We start from the raw sequence: 19515 nt of genomic DNA on the forward strand, positions 1-19515 counted from the left end.
TATGATTAGTGGTAAAAAACGAGGAGGATAACAAAATGGAAAAGAGAAGAGTTGTTGTTACAGGTATTGGTGCTGTAACACCACTTGGAAATGATGCAGATACTACATGGGAAAATATCTTAGCTGGTAAATCAGGACTTGGAATAGTAACAAGAGTAAATAAAGATGAGTATCCTGCTAAAGTATCTGCAGAGGTAAAGGATTTCAATATTGAAGATTTTATTAATCGCAAAGATGCGAGAAAAATGGATCGATTCACTCATTATGCAGTAGCTTCAGCAAAAATGGCAGTGAAGGATGCTAATCTTGATATCAATGAGGAAAATGCTCATCGTGTTGGTGTATGGATCGGTTCTGGAATCGGTGGCATGGAAACTTTTGAAACACAGTATGAAATTTTCCTTAAACGTGGTTATAGAAGGGTAAGTCCTTTCTTTGTACCAATGTTAATTCCGGATATGGCAACTGGTCAAGTATCAATTACACTTGGAGCTCGTGGATTTAACTCTTGTACGGTAACGGCTTGTGCAACGGGTACGAATTCAATTGGTGATGCTTTTAAAGTCATTCAGCGCGGTGATGCTGATGCAATGATTACAGGTGGAGCTGAAGCACCGATTACGAAAATGTCTATGGCTGGATTTTGTGCCAATACAGCATTATCACTTAATCCGGATCCAAAAACAGCAAGCCGTCCATTTGATAAAAATCGCGATGGCTTTGTTATGGGGGAAGGTGCAGGAATCATCGTTCTAGAAGAATTAGAACATGCACTTCGCCGTGGGGCAAAAATTTATGCAGAGATTGTCGGCTATGGTGCAACGGGTGATGCGTACCATATTACAGCACCGGCCCCTGAGGGTGAAGGTGGAGCTCGTGCAATGAAAATGGCGATTGACGATTCCGGGCTTCATCCAGAGGATATTGATTATATCAATGCACATGGAACTAGTACAGAATATAATGATAAATATGAAACAATGGCGATTAAGACGGTTTTTGGAGATTATGCTTATAAGGTGGCAGTAAGTTCAACAAAATCCATGACTGGACATCTTCTTGGTGCAGCTGGTGGAGTGGAAGCGATCTTTACGGTACTTGCGCTGCAAAATGGGATTATCCCGCCAACGATCAATTTAGAAACACCAGATCCAGAATGTGATTTAGACTATGTTCCTCATCAAGCAAGAAAACAAGAAATCAAAGCCGCAATGAGTAACTCACTTGGCTTTGGTGGACATAATGCAACGATTGTTTTTCGTAAATTTGAAAATTAATCATCCCATTTGATTTAGACAGGGCTGATAGCTTTCACACAAACAAATTTTTTGATTGTGTAAGGTTGTCAGCCTTTTATTTATTACACCTTTTTTACTCTTTCTCATATTATGATCAACAAATAATGATTCAAGGAGAGGATAAAATGGGGTAGTACGTACCGATGAATGGCTAGAAGATGAATTTGATGAACCCTTGAGGCTCTGTGAAAAGCTTGGTAAGACATTTTCTGAGACAAATCCGAAAAAGCTTTATCAATACTTATCTAAATTTGGAATGTTTCGTCCTAATCGAACTTCGTGGTCCACATTTCAAGAGATGAAAAAGAAGAATTATTGGGATAAAATAAAACAACTTTTGAAAAAATATCAAACTGAATGGCAGGGCCCGGATATTCCTATCTATCTTTTTCCAATGCAATCTCGTTCCAATTTTATTTTTCGTAGCCAACAAAATAAATCTGGAGTGTCGTTCCCAGATAAAATGTTCCTATTCTTAACTATTTTTGAGGATGAAAAGGAAATGGAGTCTTTATTTGTTCACGAATATCATCATGTATGTCGCTTGACGAAAGGGAGGAAGCCTCCAAAGCAAAATACTCTTCTTGATTCTATTATTCTTGAAGGTTTAGCAGAGCATGCCGTTCGTGAGCATTGTGGTGAAAAATATTGTGCGAAATGGTGTGGTCTTTATTCAAATAAACAGCTATTAAACTTTTGGAAAAAATTTTTCATAGATCATCTTTCCATCAATCAAGGAGATCCTCTTCATGAAAAATTATTATATGGACATACCCCTTATCCTCGTTTAGTTGGTTATGGACTTGGATATGAAATGGTAAGGAGAACATACGAGAATCATCATTTTACAACAAAATCCTCATTTACACTTCCAGCCAAGTTTTTCTTAAAAGAAAATCAATTCTTCAAAGTGGAGGCCTAAAGTAGGCTTTTTCTTTTTGTCTAAATGAAAAACCTCCCATTTGTAATAATTTCTATGTACATGAAATAACATCTTATTAATAGAATTTAATTGTCGGAAAATTTTCAATAGAATAGAGGTGCGATATGAGTTTGTACAACCAATCTTCTCAAGAGGATTATTTACTTGAAGTTAAGCACCTAGAAACTGCATTTGAAATTGAAGGTGAATTATATAATGCAGTGGATGATGTTTCATTTGTAGTGAATAAAAATCAGATCATTGGCATTGTTGGTGAATCTGGTTGTGGAAAATCGGTTTTAAGTTTATCCATCATGAAACTAGTGTCCCATGAAAACGGAAGAATTCAAGGTGGAGAACTAATCTTTAATGGCAAACATCTTGAACAAATGAAAGAGGGAGATATGAATAAAATGCGTGGGAAGGATATTTCAATGGTTTTTCAGGAACCAATGACTTCTCTCAATCCCGTTTTTACAATTGGCTATCAAATTCAGGAGATTCTTCTTAATCATATAAAATTATCTAAGGAGGAAGCAAGATTTGAAAGTATCGCTCTTTTAAAAAGTGTCGGGATTCCAAGACCAGATGAAATCATTAATGAATATCCTCATCAACTATCTGGAGGAATGAGACAGAGGGTCATGATTGCGATCGCCATTGCGTGTCAGCCCAAGTTATTGATTGCTGATGAACCAACCACAGCTCTTGATGTAACTGTTCAGGCGCAAATTCTTGAGCTTCTCAAAGAAATTCAAAAGGTTAACGAGATGTCTGTTTTATTAATCACCCATGACTTAGGGGTTATTGCAGAGATGTGTGATGAGGTGCTTGTCATGTATGCGGGAAAAATAGTGGAACGCACCAATGTTGATACTTTATTCTATGGTCCCAAACATCCCTATACCAAGCTATTGATGAGGGCAATCCCTAAGATGGATGAGGATGTTGAATCATTAACTACCATTTCTGGAATGGTACCTTCATTAAAAAATATGCCAAGAAAAGGGTGCCGCTTTTATAATCGCTGCCCTGCTAAAATGCCTAGATGTGAGAGAATTACCCCACAATTAAGTGAAATTGAAATAGGCCATTTTGTATCATGTTTATTATATGAAGAAAGTCGACATATAGAAGGAGAAAATAGATATGAATAAGCCAAGTCCAATCAAAGAAAATGATCATTTATTACAAGTCCTTCATTTAAAAACGCATTATCCCGTGAAAGGCGGCTTCTTTAAAAGAACATTAGGTTATGTGAAAGCAGTGGATGATGTTTCCTTTGAAATAAAAAAAGGGGAGACCTTAGGACTTGTTGGCGAATCGGGTTGTGGAAAATCCACGACAGGAAGAACCATCATGCGATTAGTAAATCCAACTAGTGGACAAATCTTTTTTCAAGGGAGAGATATCTCAAAAATTAAAGGAAAGCAATTAAGGGGGATAAGAAGAAATCTTCAGATGGTTTTTCAAGATCCCTATGCATCATTAAATCCAATGCAAAGAGTGGGAGATATGATTGCGGAACCGATTTATAACTTTATGAAAAAGAGCAAGCAAGAAATGAAGGATGAAGTAATGGAATTATTAAATAAGGTTGGTCTACAGCAAGAGGCATATAATCAATACGCTCATGAATTTTCAGGTGGACAAAGACAGAGAATTGGCATTGCTCGTGCGCTCGCTTTGCGGCCAAAATTAATCATTGCCGATGAGCCTGTTTCAGCCCTCGATGTATCTGTTCAATCCCAAGTTCTTAATCTGTTAAAGCAATTGCAAAAAGAATTTGATCTTACTTTTCTCTTTATTGCACACAACTTAAGTGTTGTGAAGCATATAAGTGATCGCATTGGTGTGATGTACTTAGGTCATATCGTTGAAATGGCAAATAAAAAAGATCTTTACAACACTCCCCTACACCCTTATACACAAGCTCTTATATCATCCATTCCACATCCGGATCCACGTAAAAAAGCAGAACGCATTATTCTTCAAGGCGATGTCCCTAGTCCAATAAATCCACCAGCTGGCTGTCCTTTTCATTCCCGCTGTCCACAAGCAAAATTAGAATGCTTGACGGTCAAGCCTTCATTAAAGGAGGTGAGGGAATCCCATAAAGTAGCTTGTCATCTCTATTGATATATAAAGGGGGAAAAAGAATGAGAAAAGGTTGGTTAATGTTAACAGCTATTATGCTAATCCTAACTGCATTTTTATCTGCATGTAGTGACAAAGAAGAGAATAAGAAAAAAGAGGAAAGTAGTGAATCAAAAGGAAAGCCAAAAGAAGGGGGGACTTTGGTATATTCACTTGATTCAGCTCCGGAGGGAATATTTAATTGGAGTTTTTATGGAAATGACACAGATTCCAAAGTATTAGATTTTTTTGACGAAAGCCTGTTTACTTATGATGAAAACTTGAAAATCCAGCCACATATTGCCACATGGGATACAAAGGATAGCAAGGTCTATACATTTACATTTAAAGAAGGAGTGAAATGGCATAACGGAGAGGAATTAACTGTAAATGACTGGGTGTTTGCATTAGAAACCATTGCCCATAAGGATTATAAGGGACCACGATATACGAATGTCCAAAATATTGAAGGGACCCCTGCTTTTCATAGTGGAAAAGCCAAAACAATTAGTGGAATTAAAGTGATAGATGACTATCATATAGAAATCACCTTTGATAAAGCCCGAGTCAATAATCTTGAAAATCTTTGGGCTTATCCAATGCCGAAGAAAGAATTTGAAGGAATGCCTGTAAAGGATATGCTCGAATCCGATCAAGTTCGTAAACATCCTGTAGGGTTAGGTCCATTTAAGGTAACGAAAATTGTTCCTGGTGAATCGGTAGAAATGGAACGATTCGATGATTATTTTGGAGGCAAGCCTCATATTGATAAAGTGATTCTAAAAGTGATTGATTCCACCTTAACGGTTGGGGAATTACAAAATAATTCATTAGATATGACTCCATTCCATCCAAGTATTATTAATGAAATTAAAGCTCTTGATAATGTAAAAGTTGAACAATATCCTGGCATATCCTATTACTATATTGGTTTTAGGCTTGGAACTTGGGATGGAGAAAAGAATATAATGAACGAGCCTAAATATCAAAATAAGAAATTACGTCAGGCTATGCTATATGCAATCAATCGCGAGGAGTGGGTGAAGGCTTACTTTTATGGAGTAGGTTCCCCGGTCAATCGCCCGATTCCTTCCAGTCACTGGGTAGCAGCTGATAATAAGGATTTAGAGCAATATCCATATGATCCTGAAAAAGCAAAGCAATTATTGGATGAAGATGGGTTTAAGGATGTAGACGGGGATGGCTTCCGCGAGGACCCAAATGGAAAAAAATTTGTCGTCAATTTCTCTCACTATGATGCAGGAAATCCTACATTTGAATCGCGGGCAAAGGCATTAACTCAGTATTGGGAGGAAGTTGGCTTAAAAACAAAATTAACCATGACTGAGGCAAATTTGTATTACAGTATGTTGGATAAGGCTGATAAATCGATTGAGGTATTCTTTGGCGGCTGGCAAACAGATTCAGATCCTGATCCGTCTGGATTATGGAAGTCAGATGCTGTTTGGAACTATCCTCGTTGGGTAAGTGAGGAAAGTGATAAATTATTAGATGATGCACTGGATGTTTCAATTGTAGGTACGGATCAAGAAAAACGGAAGCAAATCTATATCGATTGGCAAAAGCAATTTATGGATGAGCTTCCTATCCTTCCTATTGCGGAGCTTGATGAAATTATGGCAATTAATAAACGGGTTAAGGGCGTTACATTTAGTGTTGCTGGATTAAATCGTCCGAATGAATGGTGGCTTGATTAGTAAGATGGAAAACGATTAGTGGGGTATTCCTACTAATCGTTCCTTATATAATAGAAGAGATTAAAAGCAATTTCTAAGGAGAATGTGTATGCTCAAATATTCAATGAGAAGAATTATTGGGATGATTCCAATGTTACTCCTTACTTCCATTGTTGTCTTTGCCCTTGCAAAGCTCATGCCAGGAGATTCATTAGGTGGTGAAATTGATCCAACGAATACAAATCCTCAATATATAGAAGAAATGCGGGAAAAATTAGGATATGATGATCCCATTCCTCAGCAATATTTTCGCTGGATATCCGATTTTTTACAAGGGGACTTTGGCAAATCAACACGCTTTAAAATAGAGGCAGCCGATATTATTCTAGAACGACTGCCTAATACATTATTCCTTGGATTAACATCATTATTAATCACCTATGTACTAGCCTTTTTGATGGGAAAATATGCAGGGAGAAGACCTTATACCAAAATGGATCATTTGATTGGTGGACTCAATTATTTTGGCCTTGCCCTCCCTACCTTTATTGCAGGAGTTTTTGCTATTTATATCTTTTCCTTTCAATTTAATTTCTTTCCCTCAAATGGTTCCGTGGATATTTCTATTCCAGATGGAACAATTGATTATTGGCTAAGTAGGGTTCATCATGTTATCCTGCCTGCATTTGTTTTAGGGATACTTAGTACCGCGCAATATACGCAATTTTTGCGAAATGATATGATCGAAAACAGCCGCAAGGATTATGTACGAACGGCTAGAGCAAAGGGAACACCTGAAAAGAAGATCTACAATGTCCATATTTTAAGGAATTCGATTATTCCATTAGTTACATTTTTGGGATTTGATATCGTGACCGTGATTAGTAGTTCAGTCATTATTGAATCGATTTTTACATATCCTGGAATTGGACAATTATTTTTACAATCGGTTACAAGCCGTGATTATCCAGTATTAATGGCCATTACGATGCTATTTTCTTTTTTCACGTTATTTGGGAATTTGCTAGCAGACATTCTCTATGGGGTAGTAGACCCGAGAATACGGCTTGATTAGGAGGTGTGACTAGATGGAATTAGAGAAAGATCAAGTGAAAGTAAACATAAATAATAGCTTATCCCCATGGGGAATTGCCAGAAAGAAATTTATACTAAATAAATTAGCGATGGCAAGTTTAGTGTTTTTATTCGTTGTTACCATTTTTTCCATACTAGCCCCTTTTATTACATCAGCTGATATCACAAAGGTCAATATTGGAGAAATGTCGTTAAAACCATCGGGTGAGCACTGGCTTGGAACAGATAAGAGTGGCAGAGATGTTTGGACGAGATTACTGTATGGAGGACGGATATCATTATTAGTGGGGATTTCCTGTACACTATTTGTCATTATGATAGGAACCGTTATTGGTTCTATTGCAGGATATTTTGGAGGAATAATTGATCAAATGATGATGAGGTTTACCGATTTTGTCTTGAATTTTCCTTTTTTAGTGTTTGTCATTGTTTTAAATACGATTCTTTTCGGAAAAGTATCAGGTGTTTGGGTATTGATTACCACAATAAGTCTATTAACCTGGGGGCAGGTTGCCCGAATTGTACGAAGTAAAATATTGGCTGAAAAGGAAAATGAGTACATTCTTGCTGCGATATCAATCGGATGCTCACCAGCTAAAGTGATTGTAAAGCATTTATTGCCCAATGTATTGTCCACGATTATTGTTCATGCAACGTTATTATTTGCAACCATGATTGTTGTTGAATCCGGGCTGAGTTATTTAGGATTTGGGGTTCCACAAGAGGTTCCAAGTTGGGGGAATATGCTTTCATCTGCTAATCAACCGGATGTTTTACAATCGAAAACATGGATTTGGATTCCACCTGCTGTATTAATCACGCTAACTATTTTATCCATAAATTTTATTGGAGAAGGCTTAAAGGATGCGTTGAATCCGAAATCACGAAGGTAAATAGGTGTGGATATTTAATGAATTAGATTTTGGAAGAAGGGATGCAAATATAAAGTGGTTCATATTGATAGATGAACAGCTTTTTGGGTGGATTTGATGAACAGCATATCAGGAGAATGAATCGGTAAAAATTCGTTCATCGCGCCAAGGAACGATCAGTTAGATGGCCATGCTCTCTGTTCACTTTGAGATCAAATTTAAGGAATCTATCTATAAAGTGAAACTTCCATCAGTGGGGTTTTCGACGCACAGGACTTGCTAGTGCACGTTGCGATTGACATCGCGTTTTTAGTCTGTCATTCATCCCCCACTGATGGTTAGTCACGCAGAGCCTGATTGATTTTTCTAAGGGCTGAAGCCCAAAGAAAAATCTTATTTCACTTATCACGCTCATAACGCCACATCCTGTGGCTTCGCCTGACTAGGACCTTAATTCCTCGTCGGACCTTTACGGACAGTTGATCTCCCACTTATCTTCTTCGTATTCACAGAATCTTGAAGTGGGAGTCAAAATGTCCGTTAAGAGTGGGATAAAAAAATAGGATAATTGGAGGATCGTTGCATTTAAGGAATAATTTTACGGATGTCTGCCTATACTGAGGACAAATAGTTTCCGAAGTGAGGGGTATAATTATGTTGTATCTTCATGACGTTTGGGTAAACTGGTTCGAAGGGGAAGAAAATGGATATAATGTTTGCCATTTCCATGAATGGAGAAAAGAAGATGGAGTTGAACTACTCGATCAAGTTCCATTAATCAAGGTAGAATCCATATTATATAACTACATAGAAAACGACTTATCAGAGCTACCACAACAACTTCTTGATGAGGTCTACCAAAAGGCATATTTACGTAAAAATCATGAGCGAATCCAATTAGATTATTGCTTTATTATTTCAGATGGAACAGGGATTTTAGCAATTGATACAATCGGTTATAATATTCCAATTCGAAAAAGCAGGCTGATTCCAAGGCAAGAGCAGTTGGTATATGAAATGCTTAGTAATCAAGAAGAGAATGTGTATGCCTTTAATGACCGATCTTCTTTAAAAGAATTCCATATTCTATCTCCTGAGCCTGTTTTTATGTGTGGGCTGACTCGTAAAGAACGACAGTTAAAGCAATTATTATTTATGGCATTAGACCAACTGCATTCTTCTCATAATGTTGCTGAAGTTAGATATTGGTTAACGGAATGGAGCCCGGAAAAATATGAGGACATTCAAGGGTTAAATTTCGAGGAAGCATGGGTGCAATTATTTGAACAGATTAAAAGTGGATGGACAAGTAAACATGAGCATTTTTGTGAGAATTTAATTAAGGGTCAGCCATTTTTTGAGAAGCTATGGGAGATGGAGCATGGTCCGAAAGTGAATTAAGAGGAGTGGCTTTAGGACCAACTCCTCTTAAAAATGTCTTTCCATTTATCTTCTCTTTTTTCTTCCTAACCCCATGGCGTTTTCCATCTTTTTCAGCATTTTATTGGCAACCAATTTTGCCTTTTCAGCACCCTTATCTAAAATATCATCTAAAATCGGAGAATCCATTAATTCATAGTATTTGGTTTGAATGGGTTCGAAATTATCAATCACAACTTGAGCTAAATCACCTTTAAATTCCCCATAACCTCTTCCTTCATAAAGAATTTCAATTTCTTCAATTGGTTTATCTGAAAGAATGGAATAGATGGAAAGTAAATTGGATACTCCAGGTTTGTTTTCAGGATCATACTTTACAATTCCATCTGAATCGGTAACGGCACTTTTAATTTTTTTCTCAATGACCTTAGGATCATCCAACAATGAAATGAAAGCTTTTTTATTCGGATCGGATTTACTCATTTTCTTGGTTGGTTCCTGTAATGACATGATGCGCGCCCCAATTTTTGGCACACTTACTTCAGGAATCGTGAAAATATCGTTGTATTTTTTATTAAATCTCTCTGCTAGATCGCGCGTTAATTCTAAATGCTGTTTTTGATCCTCTCCAACTGGAACGAGATTTGTGTTATATAATAATATATCCGCAACCATTAAAGGAGGATACGTAAGTAATCCAGCTGAGACGGCATCCTTTCCAGCAGACTTATCTTTGAATTGCGTCATTCGTTCAAGTTCTCCGATATAGGAGATGCATTGCATCATCCAACCAGCTTGAGCATGTGCAGGAACCTCAGACTGAATAAATAAAGTAGCCTTCTCAGGATCAATGCCCACAGCGAGATAGAGAGCTGCTAGGCTGCGGATATTTTTGCGTAATTGTGCTGGATCTTGAGCAACAGTAATGGCATGCTCATCCACAATACAAAAATAACAGTTATGATCGTTTTGTAGATCAACAAATTGTTTTAATGCTCCAATATAATTGCCAAGTGTAATCGTACCACTAGGTTGAATCCCAGAAAAAATGGTTTTCATAGTAAACTCCTCCTTTAATAAAAAAACGATTTTGTAAAATAAGATGAATATTTTATGGAAAATTAATTATACCTAGAGATGTAGAGACGGCTGCTTTCTTTATTCATTATAATCAAAAAAAGACCATACGATCCTATATACATAGGGACGTATGGTCCGCGGTGCCACCCTAAATTACTCTAAAAAGAGTCTCTTATCTTCATGTATGGTACATGAAATCTTTTAACGCAAGATTTACGTCTAAAACTACTCTAAAACAGCATTTCGTAATAGAAGCTAAAAAGTCCATTCCAATTTCCCTCGTTGTTTGTTTCCACCAACCACAAACTCTCTGCAAACGAGTAGGAAATGTACTATTCTTTCTCATCGCTTACTTTCATATATACTATTATTTACGGATTATAAATAATATTGGTTGATAAATCAAGTATTAAAGATAATAGTAAAGAATTAATGAAATCACACAAAATGCCCCATTTAACAGACCCAGAACTAAAATTGGAAATTGTGAAAAAGATATTAACTCAGAATAAGGAGTTGTACTCGAAAATTCATCTTCTACAACAGCTTTTCTCTTTGCCTTAGCCAGTCTTCTAAACGAATCAAAAAACGAATTAAAGAATCCTGATTGTATGATATATATAGTCAGAGCTGCTAGAAGAAAGAAGAACGAAAAATAAAAGGAAATATTTATATAAGATAGCAATGTAATCTTTTTTTGGAGTACAAAGGATAAAATAAATATGACTATTTGGGTAATAATAAAGGCAAATAGAATATATTTTCTCTTATTTCTCATAAAGCAACCTCACTAAAATAATTATTCCTTTAAAGTGTTAAAGCATAAAAATGTTATTCATTCAAAAATAAGAAAGGAAAATAATAGTAAATTATACCAGTTTATACAATTGAGCGAATTTTTCAACAAAACCTTATATTAATAGATATTTATATATTATACCATATTTGAATATTCATTATTACTGAATAATATCAAAACTATAAAATTTTTTTGAAAAAGTAATGTACATTTTTCGGTAAATATGTATAATAGGAAATATAGAAAGTTTTCAGAAAATATAGGGAGGTCTATTATGAAAAAGTCTAGTTACTTAAAAGTACTAGCTCCTACAGTTGCTTTGAGCATGATTCTAGCTGCGTGTTCTGGTAGCGATGATAAAGCAGGAGACAAAAAAGAGACAAAAGGTACTGTAAAACAAGAGATTACTGCACTTGAATCTGCAGAAATTCCTTCAATGGATTCTGTAATGGCACAGGATGTTGTCAGCTTCACGATGTTAAACAACACAAATGAAGGCTTATATCGTCTTGATAAAGACCAAAAAGCGGTACCTGCAATGGCTGAAGGTCCTGCTCAAGCTAGTGATGACGGTTTAACTTACACAGTTAAATTAAGAGATGCAAAATGGAGCAATGGCGATCCTGTTACTGCACAAGATTTCGTTTTTGCATGGCAAAGAGCAGCAGATCCAGCGACTGCATCTCCATATGGCCCTTATATGATGAGTGGTAAAATTCTCAATGCAGACAAAATCGCTGCTAAAAAAGCAAAACCTGAAGAACTTGGAATTAAAGCGATTGATGATAAAACTTTAGAAATCAAATTGGTAAAACCAATTCAATATTTTGAATCTTTAATGACTTTCGGTACATTCCTACCTCAAAACAAAAAGTTTGTTGAATCCGAAGGTAAGGATTATGCTTCTGGTTCAGATAATCTATTATCTAACGGACCATTCAAAATTACTGGATGGGACGGCGCTGAAGACGTTGACTGGACATTAGAAAAGAACAAGGATTATTGGGATGCTGACTCTGTAGCGATGGAAAAAATCAACTTCAACGTACAAAAAGAGCCACAATCTTCTTTAAACATGTTCCAAGCTGGCGAAGCAGATATTACTCCTAAACTTTCACAAGCTGGGGTTATCGCACAAGTGGAAAGTGATCCGCAATTAGTTCGTTGGTTAGAGCCTTCCATTTTCTGGTTGAAATTAAATGAAAAGAATAAAGCTTTAGCAAATGTTAACATTCGCCGTGCAATCACAATGGCAATTGATAAAGATGCATTAGTTAACGATGTATTAAAAGATGGTTCAAGGGCAGCTAATTATTTTGTACCAGCTGAATTCGTTAAAGATGAAAAAGGTCAAGATTTCCGTGCAAAATATGAAGGATTTAACAAATACAATGTTGAAGAAGCTAAGAAGCTTTGGGCACAAGGTTTAAAAGAAATTGGTCAAAAAGAAGTAACATTTACTTATATTGGTCAAGATACAGATACTGCAAAATTATCTGATGCCTACTTTAAAGACCAATTAGAGAAAAACTTACCTGGTATTAAAATCAATCTTAAAAACGTGCCATTTGCACAAAAACTTAAACTTGAAACAGCTTTAGACTATGATATCTTATTCTCTGGTTGGGGTCCTGACTATCAAGATCCAATGACATTCTCTGATTTGTATATTACTGATGGACAAAACAACAATATGGCTTACTCTAGCAAAAAATATGATAACTATATTGCTGAAGCAAACAAAGAAACTGATAATGCAAAATACTATTCTCTATTACAAGATGCAGAAAAAACTTTACTTGATGAAGATGCGGCTTTAGTACCTCTTTACCAACGTACTTCTAACGTATTAGTTTCTGATAAAGTTAAAGGTTTTGTATATCATACTTTTGGTCCAGAGTACACTTACAAATGGCTTAAAGTAGAGAAATAATTTTCAAGTAGTAAGAACTCTGCTTCAAAAGCTATAAGTTTAAGAAAAGAGAGTATATCCCTTGAGTATACTCTCTTTTTCCCTGTTCGATAATTGTCGAAAAATGCCCAATATTAAAAACTTTTTAGGAGGTGCGAAGATGGTTAAGTATGTGGGACAAAGATTTATTTACATGTTAATTACTATGTTTATTATTGCATCAGTCTCATTTTTCTTAATGAAGATGTTGCCTGGTACACCATTCAGGGCTCAAGAAAAACTATCACCTGATCAGCTTGAAATCTTACTCGATAAATACCATCTGAATGATCCAATTCCAGTACAATATGGATACTATATGACTGGATTATTGAAAGGAGATTTAGGAGTTTCCTTCCAATTTGGAAACACACCTGTTACTGAACTATTATCCAAACGTGTTGGTCCTTCTGCACAATTAGGCTTACAATCACTCGTTTTAGGAGCGATAATCGGTGGAATTCTTGGAATTTTCTCTGCATTAAGGCAAAATACATGGGTTGACTATGGATCTACCTTTATTGCTGTCCTCGGGAAATCGATACCGAACTTCGTTTTTGCAGGACTGTTGCAATATTACATTGGGGTTAAATTAGGATGGACGCCTGTAGCCTTGTGGAAGGGGCCGGAATATACGATTCTGCCTACGATTGCTTTATCGATGTTTACTCTTGCCACCGTCTCTCGTTTTATGAGAACAGAAATGATTGAGGTACTAAATTCTGACTACATTACCTTAGCGAGAGCAAAAGGAGCAACGAGATTTAATGTGGCTGTGAAGCATGCTCTTCGTAATGCATTAATTCCTGTTATTACAGTTTTAGGACCATTAGCCGCATCATTGATGACCGGTTCACTAGTAGTTGAAAATATTTTCTCTGTTCCTGGAATTGGGGAACAGTTCGTAAAATCAATTAATACAAACGATTATCCTGTTATTATGGGTACAACTTTACTATATGCTGCGCTTTTTATTGTCATTGTATTAATTGTTGATATTCTATACGGATTAATTGATCCACGAATTCGTATTGCGGGAGGAAAGAATTAATGGCACAACTTGAAGAAAAAATACCAAAAGAACTTTTCGACCCCGCGATTATTGATTCTGCTGAAGCTGAAGTTATTGCAAAGCCAAGCTTAAATTTCTGGCAGGATGCATGGCTACGGGTAAAGAAAAATAAAGCTGCCCTTGTGAGTATAGTTGTCATCTTTATTTTAATCATTTTGGCGTTTCTGGGGCCTGTCATTAGCCACTACGAATTTGACCGTCAATTAACAGCACATTCAAATCTCCCTCCACGTATAAAAGCATTGGAAAATGTCCATTGGCTTCCATTTGATGGTGTGAGAAAACTGCCCAATGGCACTGAAATCAATCCATATGAACAAAAGCATATTGATGATTATTATTGGTTTGGAACGGATTCACTTGGAAGAGATATATTTTCCCGAGTATGGAAAGGTACGCAAATCTCTCTATATATTGCCTTTTTAGCCGCCTTAATTGATATGATCATCGGGGTAACCTATGGTGCAGTATCAGGATATTTCGGCGGCAAAGTCGATAATATCATGCAAAGAATTATTGAAATTGTGATGGGGATTCCAAACCTAATTGTGGTTATTTTAATGATCCTCATTTTAAAACCGGGGATTATTTCTATAACGGTTGCCCTGACCTTAACCAGTTGGACCGGTATGGCAAGGGTAGTTCGTGCGCAAATATTGAAATTTAAAAGTCAAGAATTTGTTCTGGCTTCTAGAACTTTAGGTGAAGGAAACGCCAAAATCATTTTTAAACATTTATTGCCAAATATGGCTGGTGTCATCATTATTAATACGATGTTTACGATCCCAAATGCGATTTTCTTCGAAGCCTTTTTAAGTTTCATTGGTCTTGGATTACAAGAACCGTTAGCATCACTTGGTACACTGATTAATGACGGCTTTAAAAATATGCGTGTATTCCCAGAACAAATGATCATTCCAGCAATTGTTATCAGTGTTGTCATGATAGCCTTTAACATGGTTGCTGATGGTTTACGTGACGCATTAGATCCTAAAATGAGAGACTAAAGGCAGGTGAAGCATAATGGAAAAATTACTAGAAGTGAAGGATTTAAATATTTCTTTCCATACATTCGCAGGGGAAGTTCAGGCTATCCGCGGTGCTACCTTTGATTTATACAAAGGAGAGACGCTAGCCATCGTAGGAGAATCCGGCTCAGGGAAATCTGTGACAACGAAAGCGATTATGAGACTACTTCCGGAAAGTAATTCCCAAATTAAAAGTGGAGAAATCAATTTCGAAGGGAAGGACCTTACCAAATTAAAAGAAAGAGACATGCATAAAATTCGCGGGAAGGACATTTCAATGATCTTCCAAGATCCAATGACATCCCTTAATCCAACGATGATCGTAGGAAAACAAATCATGGAGCCTATTATAAAACACCAAAAATTAGGCAGACATGAAGCGAAAGAACGTGCACTTGAGCTTCTTAAATTAGTTGGTATTCCAAAAGCGGAAGAACGGTTTAAGCAATATCCGCATCAATTTTCCGGTGGGATGAGACAGAGGGTTGTTATTGCTATCGCCCTTGCTTGTAATCCGAAGATTTTAATCGCGGACGAACCAACAACGGCACTTGACGTGACTATTCAAGCACAGATTCTTGAATTAATGAAGGATTTACAAAAGAAAATTGATACATCTATCATTTTTATTACGCATGATTTAGGCGTTGTTGCCAATGTTGCAGACCGCGTCGCCGTCATGTATGGAGGAAAAATCGTGGAAATTGGAACAGTAGATGAAATTTTCTATAATCCAAAGCATCCTTATACATGGGGGTTAATTAGTTCAATGCCAGATTTAGATACAGCTGATGACCAGCTATATGCGATACCAGGTACACCTCCAGATTTGTTAAATCCTCCAAAGGGAGATGCGTTTGCACCGAGAAACCAATATGCACTGAAAATTGATTTAGAGATGGAACCTCCAATGTTCAAAGTGTCTGATACGCATTATGCGGCTACGTGGTTACTCCATCCCGATGCGCCGAAAGTAGAGCCCCCAGCAGCGGTACAGAAAAGAATGAAACAATTTCCAGGCGCAAAATAAGGAGAAAAGGAGGTCATCCTCATGGAAAAGAGAGAAAAATTATTAGAGATTAAGCATTTGAAGCAGTACTTCAATCAGGGAAAAGCTAATGAAGTAAGAGCGGTTGACGATGTTTCATTTGATATTTTTCGAGGAGAAACTTTAGGACTGGTTGGCGAATCCGGGTGTGGAAAATCAACTACTGGGAGGACAATTATACGGTTATATAATGCAACAGGCGGAGAAGTTATATTTGAAGGTGAAAATGTGCATGGAAAGAAATCCAAAGCACAATTAAAAGCTTTCAACCGTAGAATGCAAATGATTTTTCAGGATCCGTATGCGTCATTAAACCCAAGAATGAGAATCGCTGATGTTATTGCTGAAGGCATTGATATTCACGGTCTCGCCAAGACAAAGGAAGAACGCATGCAGCGGGTTTATGAATTGCTAGAAACAGTTGGGTTGAGTAAGGACCATGCCACGCGTTATCCACATGAATTCTCAGGCGGACAGCGACAACGGATCGGAATCGCAAGGGCATTGGCTGTAGATCCTGATTTTATTATTGCGGATGAACCGATATCTGCATTGGATGTTTCTATTCAAGCTCAGGTTGTAAACCTTATGAAAGAATTACAACGCGAAAAGGGATTAACCTATTTATTTATTGCTCATGATCTTTCTATGGTAAAATACATCAGTGATCGGATTGGTGTTATGTATTTCGGAAAAATGGTTGAGCTTGCACCTGCAGAGGAATTATATAATAATCCGATGCATCCATATACCCAATCATTATTATCTGCTATACCGCTTCCAGATCCAATCACGGAACGTACTCGCAGAAGGAGAGGATATGATCCGAACTCACATAATTATGCAGAGGGTGAACAGGTAGAATTAAGGGAAATTGCACCTGGACACTTTGTCCTTTGCTCAGAAAAAGAATTTGAAAAATATAAAGCGCAACATAAACATTGAAAAAACGATCTCGTTAAAGAGATCGTTTTTCCTTATTCGAAATAGATTATTGATGCTTTCCACCAACACTTTTCCAGCCTGTTTGAAATCTAGTGGATTGGTTCACAAATTCCTTCTTGTGTTTTCTACCAAAAATTATATTTCCAATTCCATTAGTGAAAACACCAATTGTAGCAGTAATTCCGATAATTAGTAAGGCAACAATCACTAAATCTGTCAAATATCCTACCATGAAAACACCACCCATCATCTGTTTGAAAATTCCCCTTATTTATATATTAAAAGAACTATTTAAAGAAGAAAAGGAATATTTTTTATGAATTCTTGCGTTTTCAATCTGAAAAGTTAATTGAGAATTAAAAAAGCGCCTATATTGAACCATGTTCATGTTCAAAAAAAAATATTTAATTACCATAAATAATTTGAAACTTTTTTGCTTCTTATACGTCTTACATATATAGAATAATAAATGTTTAAGCATGGTAAGGGAAAAACCATTATCGTACAAGCTAAAAGGGAAATTGATTTTGCTAAATTACTTTAGAGAAAAACAATACGATAATGTTAAAAAAGGATACCAAATTAAATATAAGTAGTGTATAATAAATGATATAAATTACTTATTTAAATTAATTTTAATTTAGGTATTTTTTTCACAGAAAAACATGCTTGAATAAGTATAAAATAGAATTTGATATTCGTATGAATAAGGAGTGTGAATTTGTAAATGGTCACATTATACACTTCACCTAGTTGCACATCTTGCCGAAAAGCAAAAGCATGGTTAGAAGAGCATGAAATTGCATATAAAGAAAGAAATATTTTTTCAGAACCCCTTTCCATCGAGGAAATTAAAGAAATTCTCCGCATGACAGAGGATGGAACAGATGAAATTATTTCAACGCGTTCAAAGACTTTCCAAAAGTTGAATGTGAATTTAGAAACGATGCCTTTACAAGATTTGTTTAAACTGATAAAAGAAAATCCAGGACTTTTAAGAAGACCTATTATACTCGATGAAAAGCGCCTACAAGTTGGTTATAACGAAGATGAAATTCGTCGCTTCTTACCTAGAAAGGTACGGACTTACCAATTAAGGGAAGCCCAAAGATTAGTCAATTAACTAATAAAGATCTTTGTTTCTTTTTATAAGAAACAAGGATTTTTTTTTAGGCAATTTGATTGAGATAATGTCAAGATTTTGATACAATGCTAAAAAGTATTTCTGAGCATAAAAGATAAGGAAGATTAGGCAGATGATGGTTTTCATCATCATGAGTTTTTTTATTTCCCTTTATGCATGTTTTGTCATAAAATATAAGTACAAGGCAAACAATATTTGTATTATTCGATAGATGCTAAAAAGTTGGGTTGATTGACTGCGTAGGGGTATTTTGTCCCTTCAAAATTTAAGCAAGAAGGGAGAGGGTTCTTTTGGAGATTGAACGCATAAATGATAATACCGTAAAGTTTTACATTTCGTATGTAGATATAGAAGAACGCGGGTTTGACCGTGAAGAAATATGGTATAGTCGCGAGCGTAGCGAAGAACTCTTTTGGGAAATGATGGATGAAGTCCATCAGGAAGAGAATTTTTCCATTGAAGGTCCACTATGGATTCAGGTTCAAGCTCTTGATAAGGGACTTGAGGTATTAGTCACAAGAGCTCAGCTTAATAAGGATGGCCAAAAGTTTGAATTGCCATTTTTGGATGATAAGCTGAAGGATTTTCCAGTGGATGCAAGAATAGAAGACCTGCTTGATCAACACTTTAATCCAAAGGTTGAAGAGGAAGATGTCGAAGAGCTCAGTCTTGAATTTCTGCTCACTTTCAATGATTTTGAAGATTTGATTGCACTTTCCAATCGAGGAAATTTAGATTTTCTCCTAACGAAGCTCTATTCGTTTGAAGGAAAATATTACTTATATGTTGAATTTGATGAGGAAATTGATGAAGATGAAATTGATAATGCATTAAGTATCCTCTTAGAATTTGGGGTAGAGGCTCGAACGACCATCCATCGAGTAGAGGAATACGGAAAGCAGATTATTGCTGATAATGTATTCTCTGAAATAAGAAAATATTTTCATTAAAGCCTTTTAAGGCTGACTTATAAAGGTCCAGTTCCCCTTTGTTACGTTCATGGGTTTTATTATCAATACCCAATAGATGTTCGTTGTTGGAAATGGTT

At 36.3% G+C, this 19515-nt stretch carries 18 protein-coding genes and 1 other annotated feature; of the genes, 15 read left to right on the plus strand and 3 right to left on the minus strand.

The window, feature by feature from the left end; genetic code table 11:
- Positions 1–35 precede the first annotated feature (35 nt).
- The 8 genes from fabF to ACE38V_RS00815 all read left to right on the plus strand — a co-directional run bounded on the left by fabF (position 36) and on the right by ACE38V_RS00815 (position 9421).
- Positions 36–1277, plus strand: coding sequence for a beta-ketoacyl-ACP synthase II (gene fabF, locus ACE38V_RS00780; RefSeq protein WP_375839217.1), 1242 nt, complete (start codon positions 36–38; stop codon positions 1275–1277).
- A 319-nt stretch (positions 1278–1596) separates the two neighbouring features.
- Entirely contained in the window at positions 1597–2220 is a 624-nt protein-coding gene (locus ACE38V_RS00785) for a DUF2268 domain-containing putative Zn-dependent protease (protein WP_375839644.1), read from the plus strand.
- Between the two features lie 125 nt (positions 2221–2345).
- Positions 2346–3377: an ABC transporter ATP-binding protein gene (locus ACE38V_RS00790; RefSeq protein WP_375839219.1), complete on the plus strand. Its 1032-nt coding sequence runs from the start codon at positions 2346–2348 to the stop codon at positions 3375–3377.
- Positions 3370–4359, plus strand: coding sequence for an ABC transporter ATP-binding protein (locus ACE38V_RS00795; RefSeq protein WP_375839220.1), 990 nt, complete (start codon positions 3370–3372; stop codon positions 4357–4359). Before ACE38V_RS00790 ends, ACE38V_RS00795 begins: the two co-directional genes overlap by 8 nt.
- A gap of 20 nt (positions 4360–4379) precedes the next feature.
- Positions 4380–6074, plus strand: a complete 1695-nt coding sequence (opp4A, locus tag ACE38V_RS00800) for an oligopeptide ABC transporter substrate-binding protein (RefSeq protein ID WP_375839221.1) — start codon at positions 4380–4382, stop codon at positions 6072–6074.
- 88 nt (positions 6075–6162) lie between these two features.
- On the plus strand, positions 6163–7128 hold the full coding sequence (opp4B, locus tag ACE38V_RS00805; protein ID WP_375839222.1) for an oligopeptide ABC transporter permease: 966 nt from the start codon (positions 6163–6165) through the stop codon (positions 7126–7128).
- 13 nt (positions 7129–7141) lie between these two features.
- The gene (gene opp4C / locus ACE38V_RS00810) at positions 7142–8041 is read left to right on the plus strand and encodes an oligopeptide ABC transporter permease (RefSeq protein WP_375839223.1); all 900 of its coding nucleotides are present in this window, start codon (positions 7142–7144) and stop codon (positions 8039–8041) included.
- A 633-nt stretch (positions 8042–8674) separates the two neighbouring features.
- Positions 8675–9421 (plus strand): YjbA family protein, encoded by a 747-nt coding sequence (locus tag ACE38V_RS00815; protein ID WP_375839224.1) that lies wholly within the window; start codon positions 8675–8677, stop codon positions 9419–9421.
- Positions 9422–9466: 45 nt separating this feature from the next.
- Here ACE38V_RS00815 and trpS read toward each other — a convergent pair whose 3' ends face one another.
- Both trpS and ACE38V_RS00825 read right to left on the minus strand, forming a co-directional pair.
- Entirely contained in the window at positions 9467–10459 is a 993-nt protein-coding gene (gene trpS, locus ACE38V_RS00820) for a tryptophan--tRNA ligase (protein WP_375839225.1), read from the minus strand.
- A gap of 140 nt (positions 10460–10599) precedes the next feature.
- Positions 10600–10835 (minus strand) — a binding site (T-box leader).
- A 54-nt stretch (positions 10836–10889) separates the two neighbouring features.
- A complete protein-coding gene (locus ACE38V_RS00825) occupies positions 10890–11258 on the minus strand; it encodes a DUF3899 domain-containing protein (RefSeq protein WP_375839226.1) in 369 nt (122 codons plus the stop codon).
- Positions 11259–11553: 295 nt separating this feature from the next.
- Between ACE38V_RS00825 and ACE38V_RS00830 the strand changes: the two genes are divergently transcribed.
- From ACE38V_RS00830 to ACE38V_RS00850, 5 genes are all read left to right on the plus strand, one after another.
- Entirely contained in the window at positions 11554–13212 is a 1659-nt protein-coding gene (locus tag ACE38V_RS00830; protein ID WP_375839227.1) for a peptide ABC transporter substrate-binding protein, read from the plus strand.
- Positions 13213–13351: 139 nt separating this feature from the next.
- Positions 13352–14281 (plus strand): oligopeptide ABC transporter permease, encoded by a 930-nt coding sequence (gene opp3b / locus ACE38V_RS00835; protein ID WP_375839228.1) that lies wholly within the window; start codon positions 13352–13354, stop codon positions 14279–14281.
- Positions 14281–15309: an oligopeptide ABC transporter permease gene (gene opp3C, locus ACE38V_RS00840; protein WP_375839229.1), complete on the plus strand. Its 1029-nt coding sequence runs from the start codon at positions 14281–14283 to the stop codon at positions 15307–15309. The genes opp3b and opp3C overlap by 1 nt, the downstream gene beginning before the upstream one ends.
- A 16-nt stretch (positions 15310–15325) precedes the next feature.
- Positions 15326–16360, plus strand: a complete 1035-nt coding sequence (locus ACE38V_RS00845) for an ABC transporter ATP-binding protein (protein ID WP_375839231.1) — start codon at positions 15326–15328, stop codon at positions 16358–16360.
- Between the two features lie 21 nt (positions 16361–16381).
- Positions 16382–17323, plus strand: coding sequence for an ABC transporter ATP-binding protein (locus ACE38V_RS00850; protein WP_375839232.1), 942 nt, complete (start codon positions 16382–16384; stop codon positions 17321–17323).
- Between the two features lie 46 nt (positions 17324–17369).
- Here the strand turns inward: ACE38V_RS00850 and ACE38V_RS00855 are convergent, their stop codons facing one another.
- Positions 17370–17555, minus strand: a complete 186-nt coding sequence (locus ACE38V_RS00855; RefSeq protein WP_375839233.1) for a hypothetical protein — start codon at positions 17553–17555, stop codon at positions 17370–17372.
- A 495-nt stretch (positions 17556–18050) separates the two neighbouring features.
- On the opposite strand from ACE38V_RS00855, the gene spxA reads away from it, so the two are divergent.
- Complete coding sequence (spxA, locus tag ACE38V_RS00860) at positions 18051–18446, plus strand: transcriptional regulator SpxA (RefSeq protein ID WP_375839234.1); 396 nt, start codon at positions 18051–18053, stop codon at positions 18444–18446.
- 311 nt (positions 18447–18757) lie between these two features.
- On the plus strand, positions 18758–19417 hold the full coding sequence (mecA, locus tag ACE38V_RS00865) for an adaptor protein MecA (RefSeq protein WP_375839235.1): 660 nt from the start codon (positions 18758–18760) through the stop codon (positions 19415–19417).
- Positions 19418–19515 lie beyond the last annotated feature (98 nt).

Origin of the sequence: Cytobacillus sp. Hz8 (assembly GCF_042263505.1) — a bacterium.
In the GTDB taxonomy this organism is placed as follows: domain Bacteria; phylum Bacillota; class Bacilli; order Bacillales; family Cytobacillaceae; genus Bacillus_BE.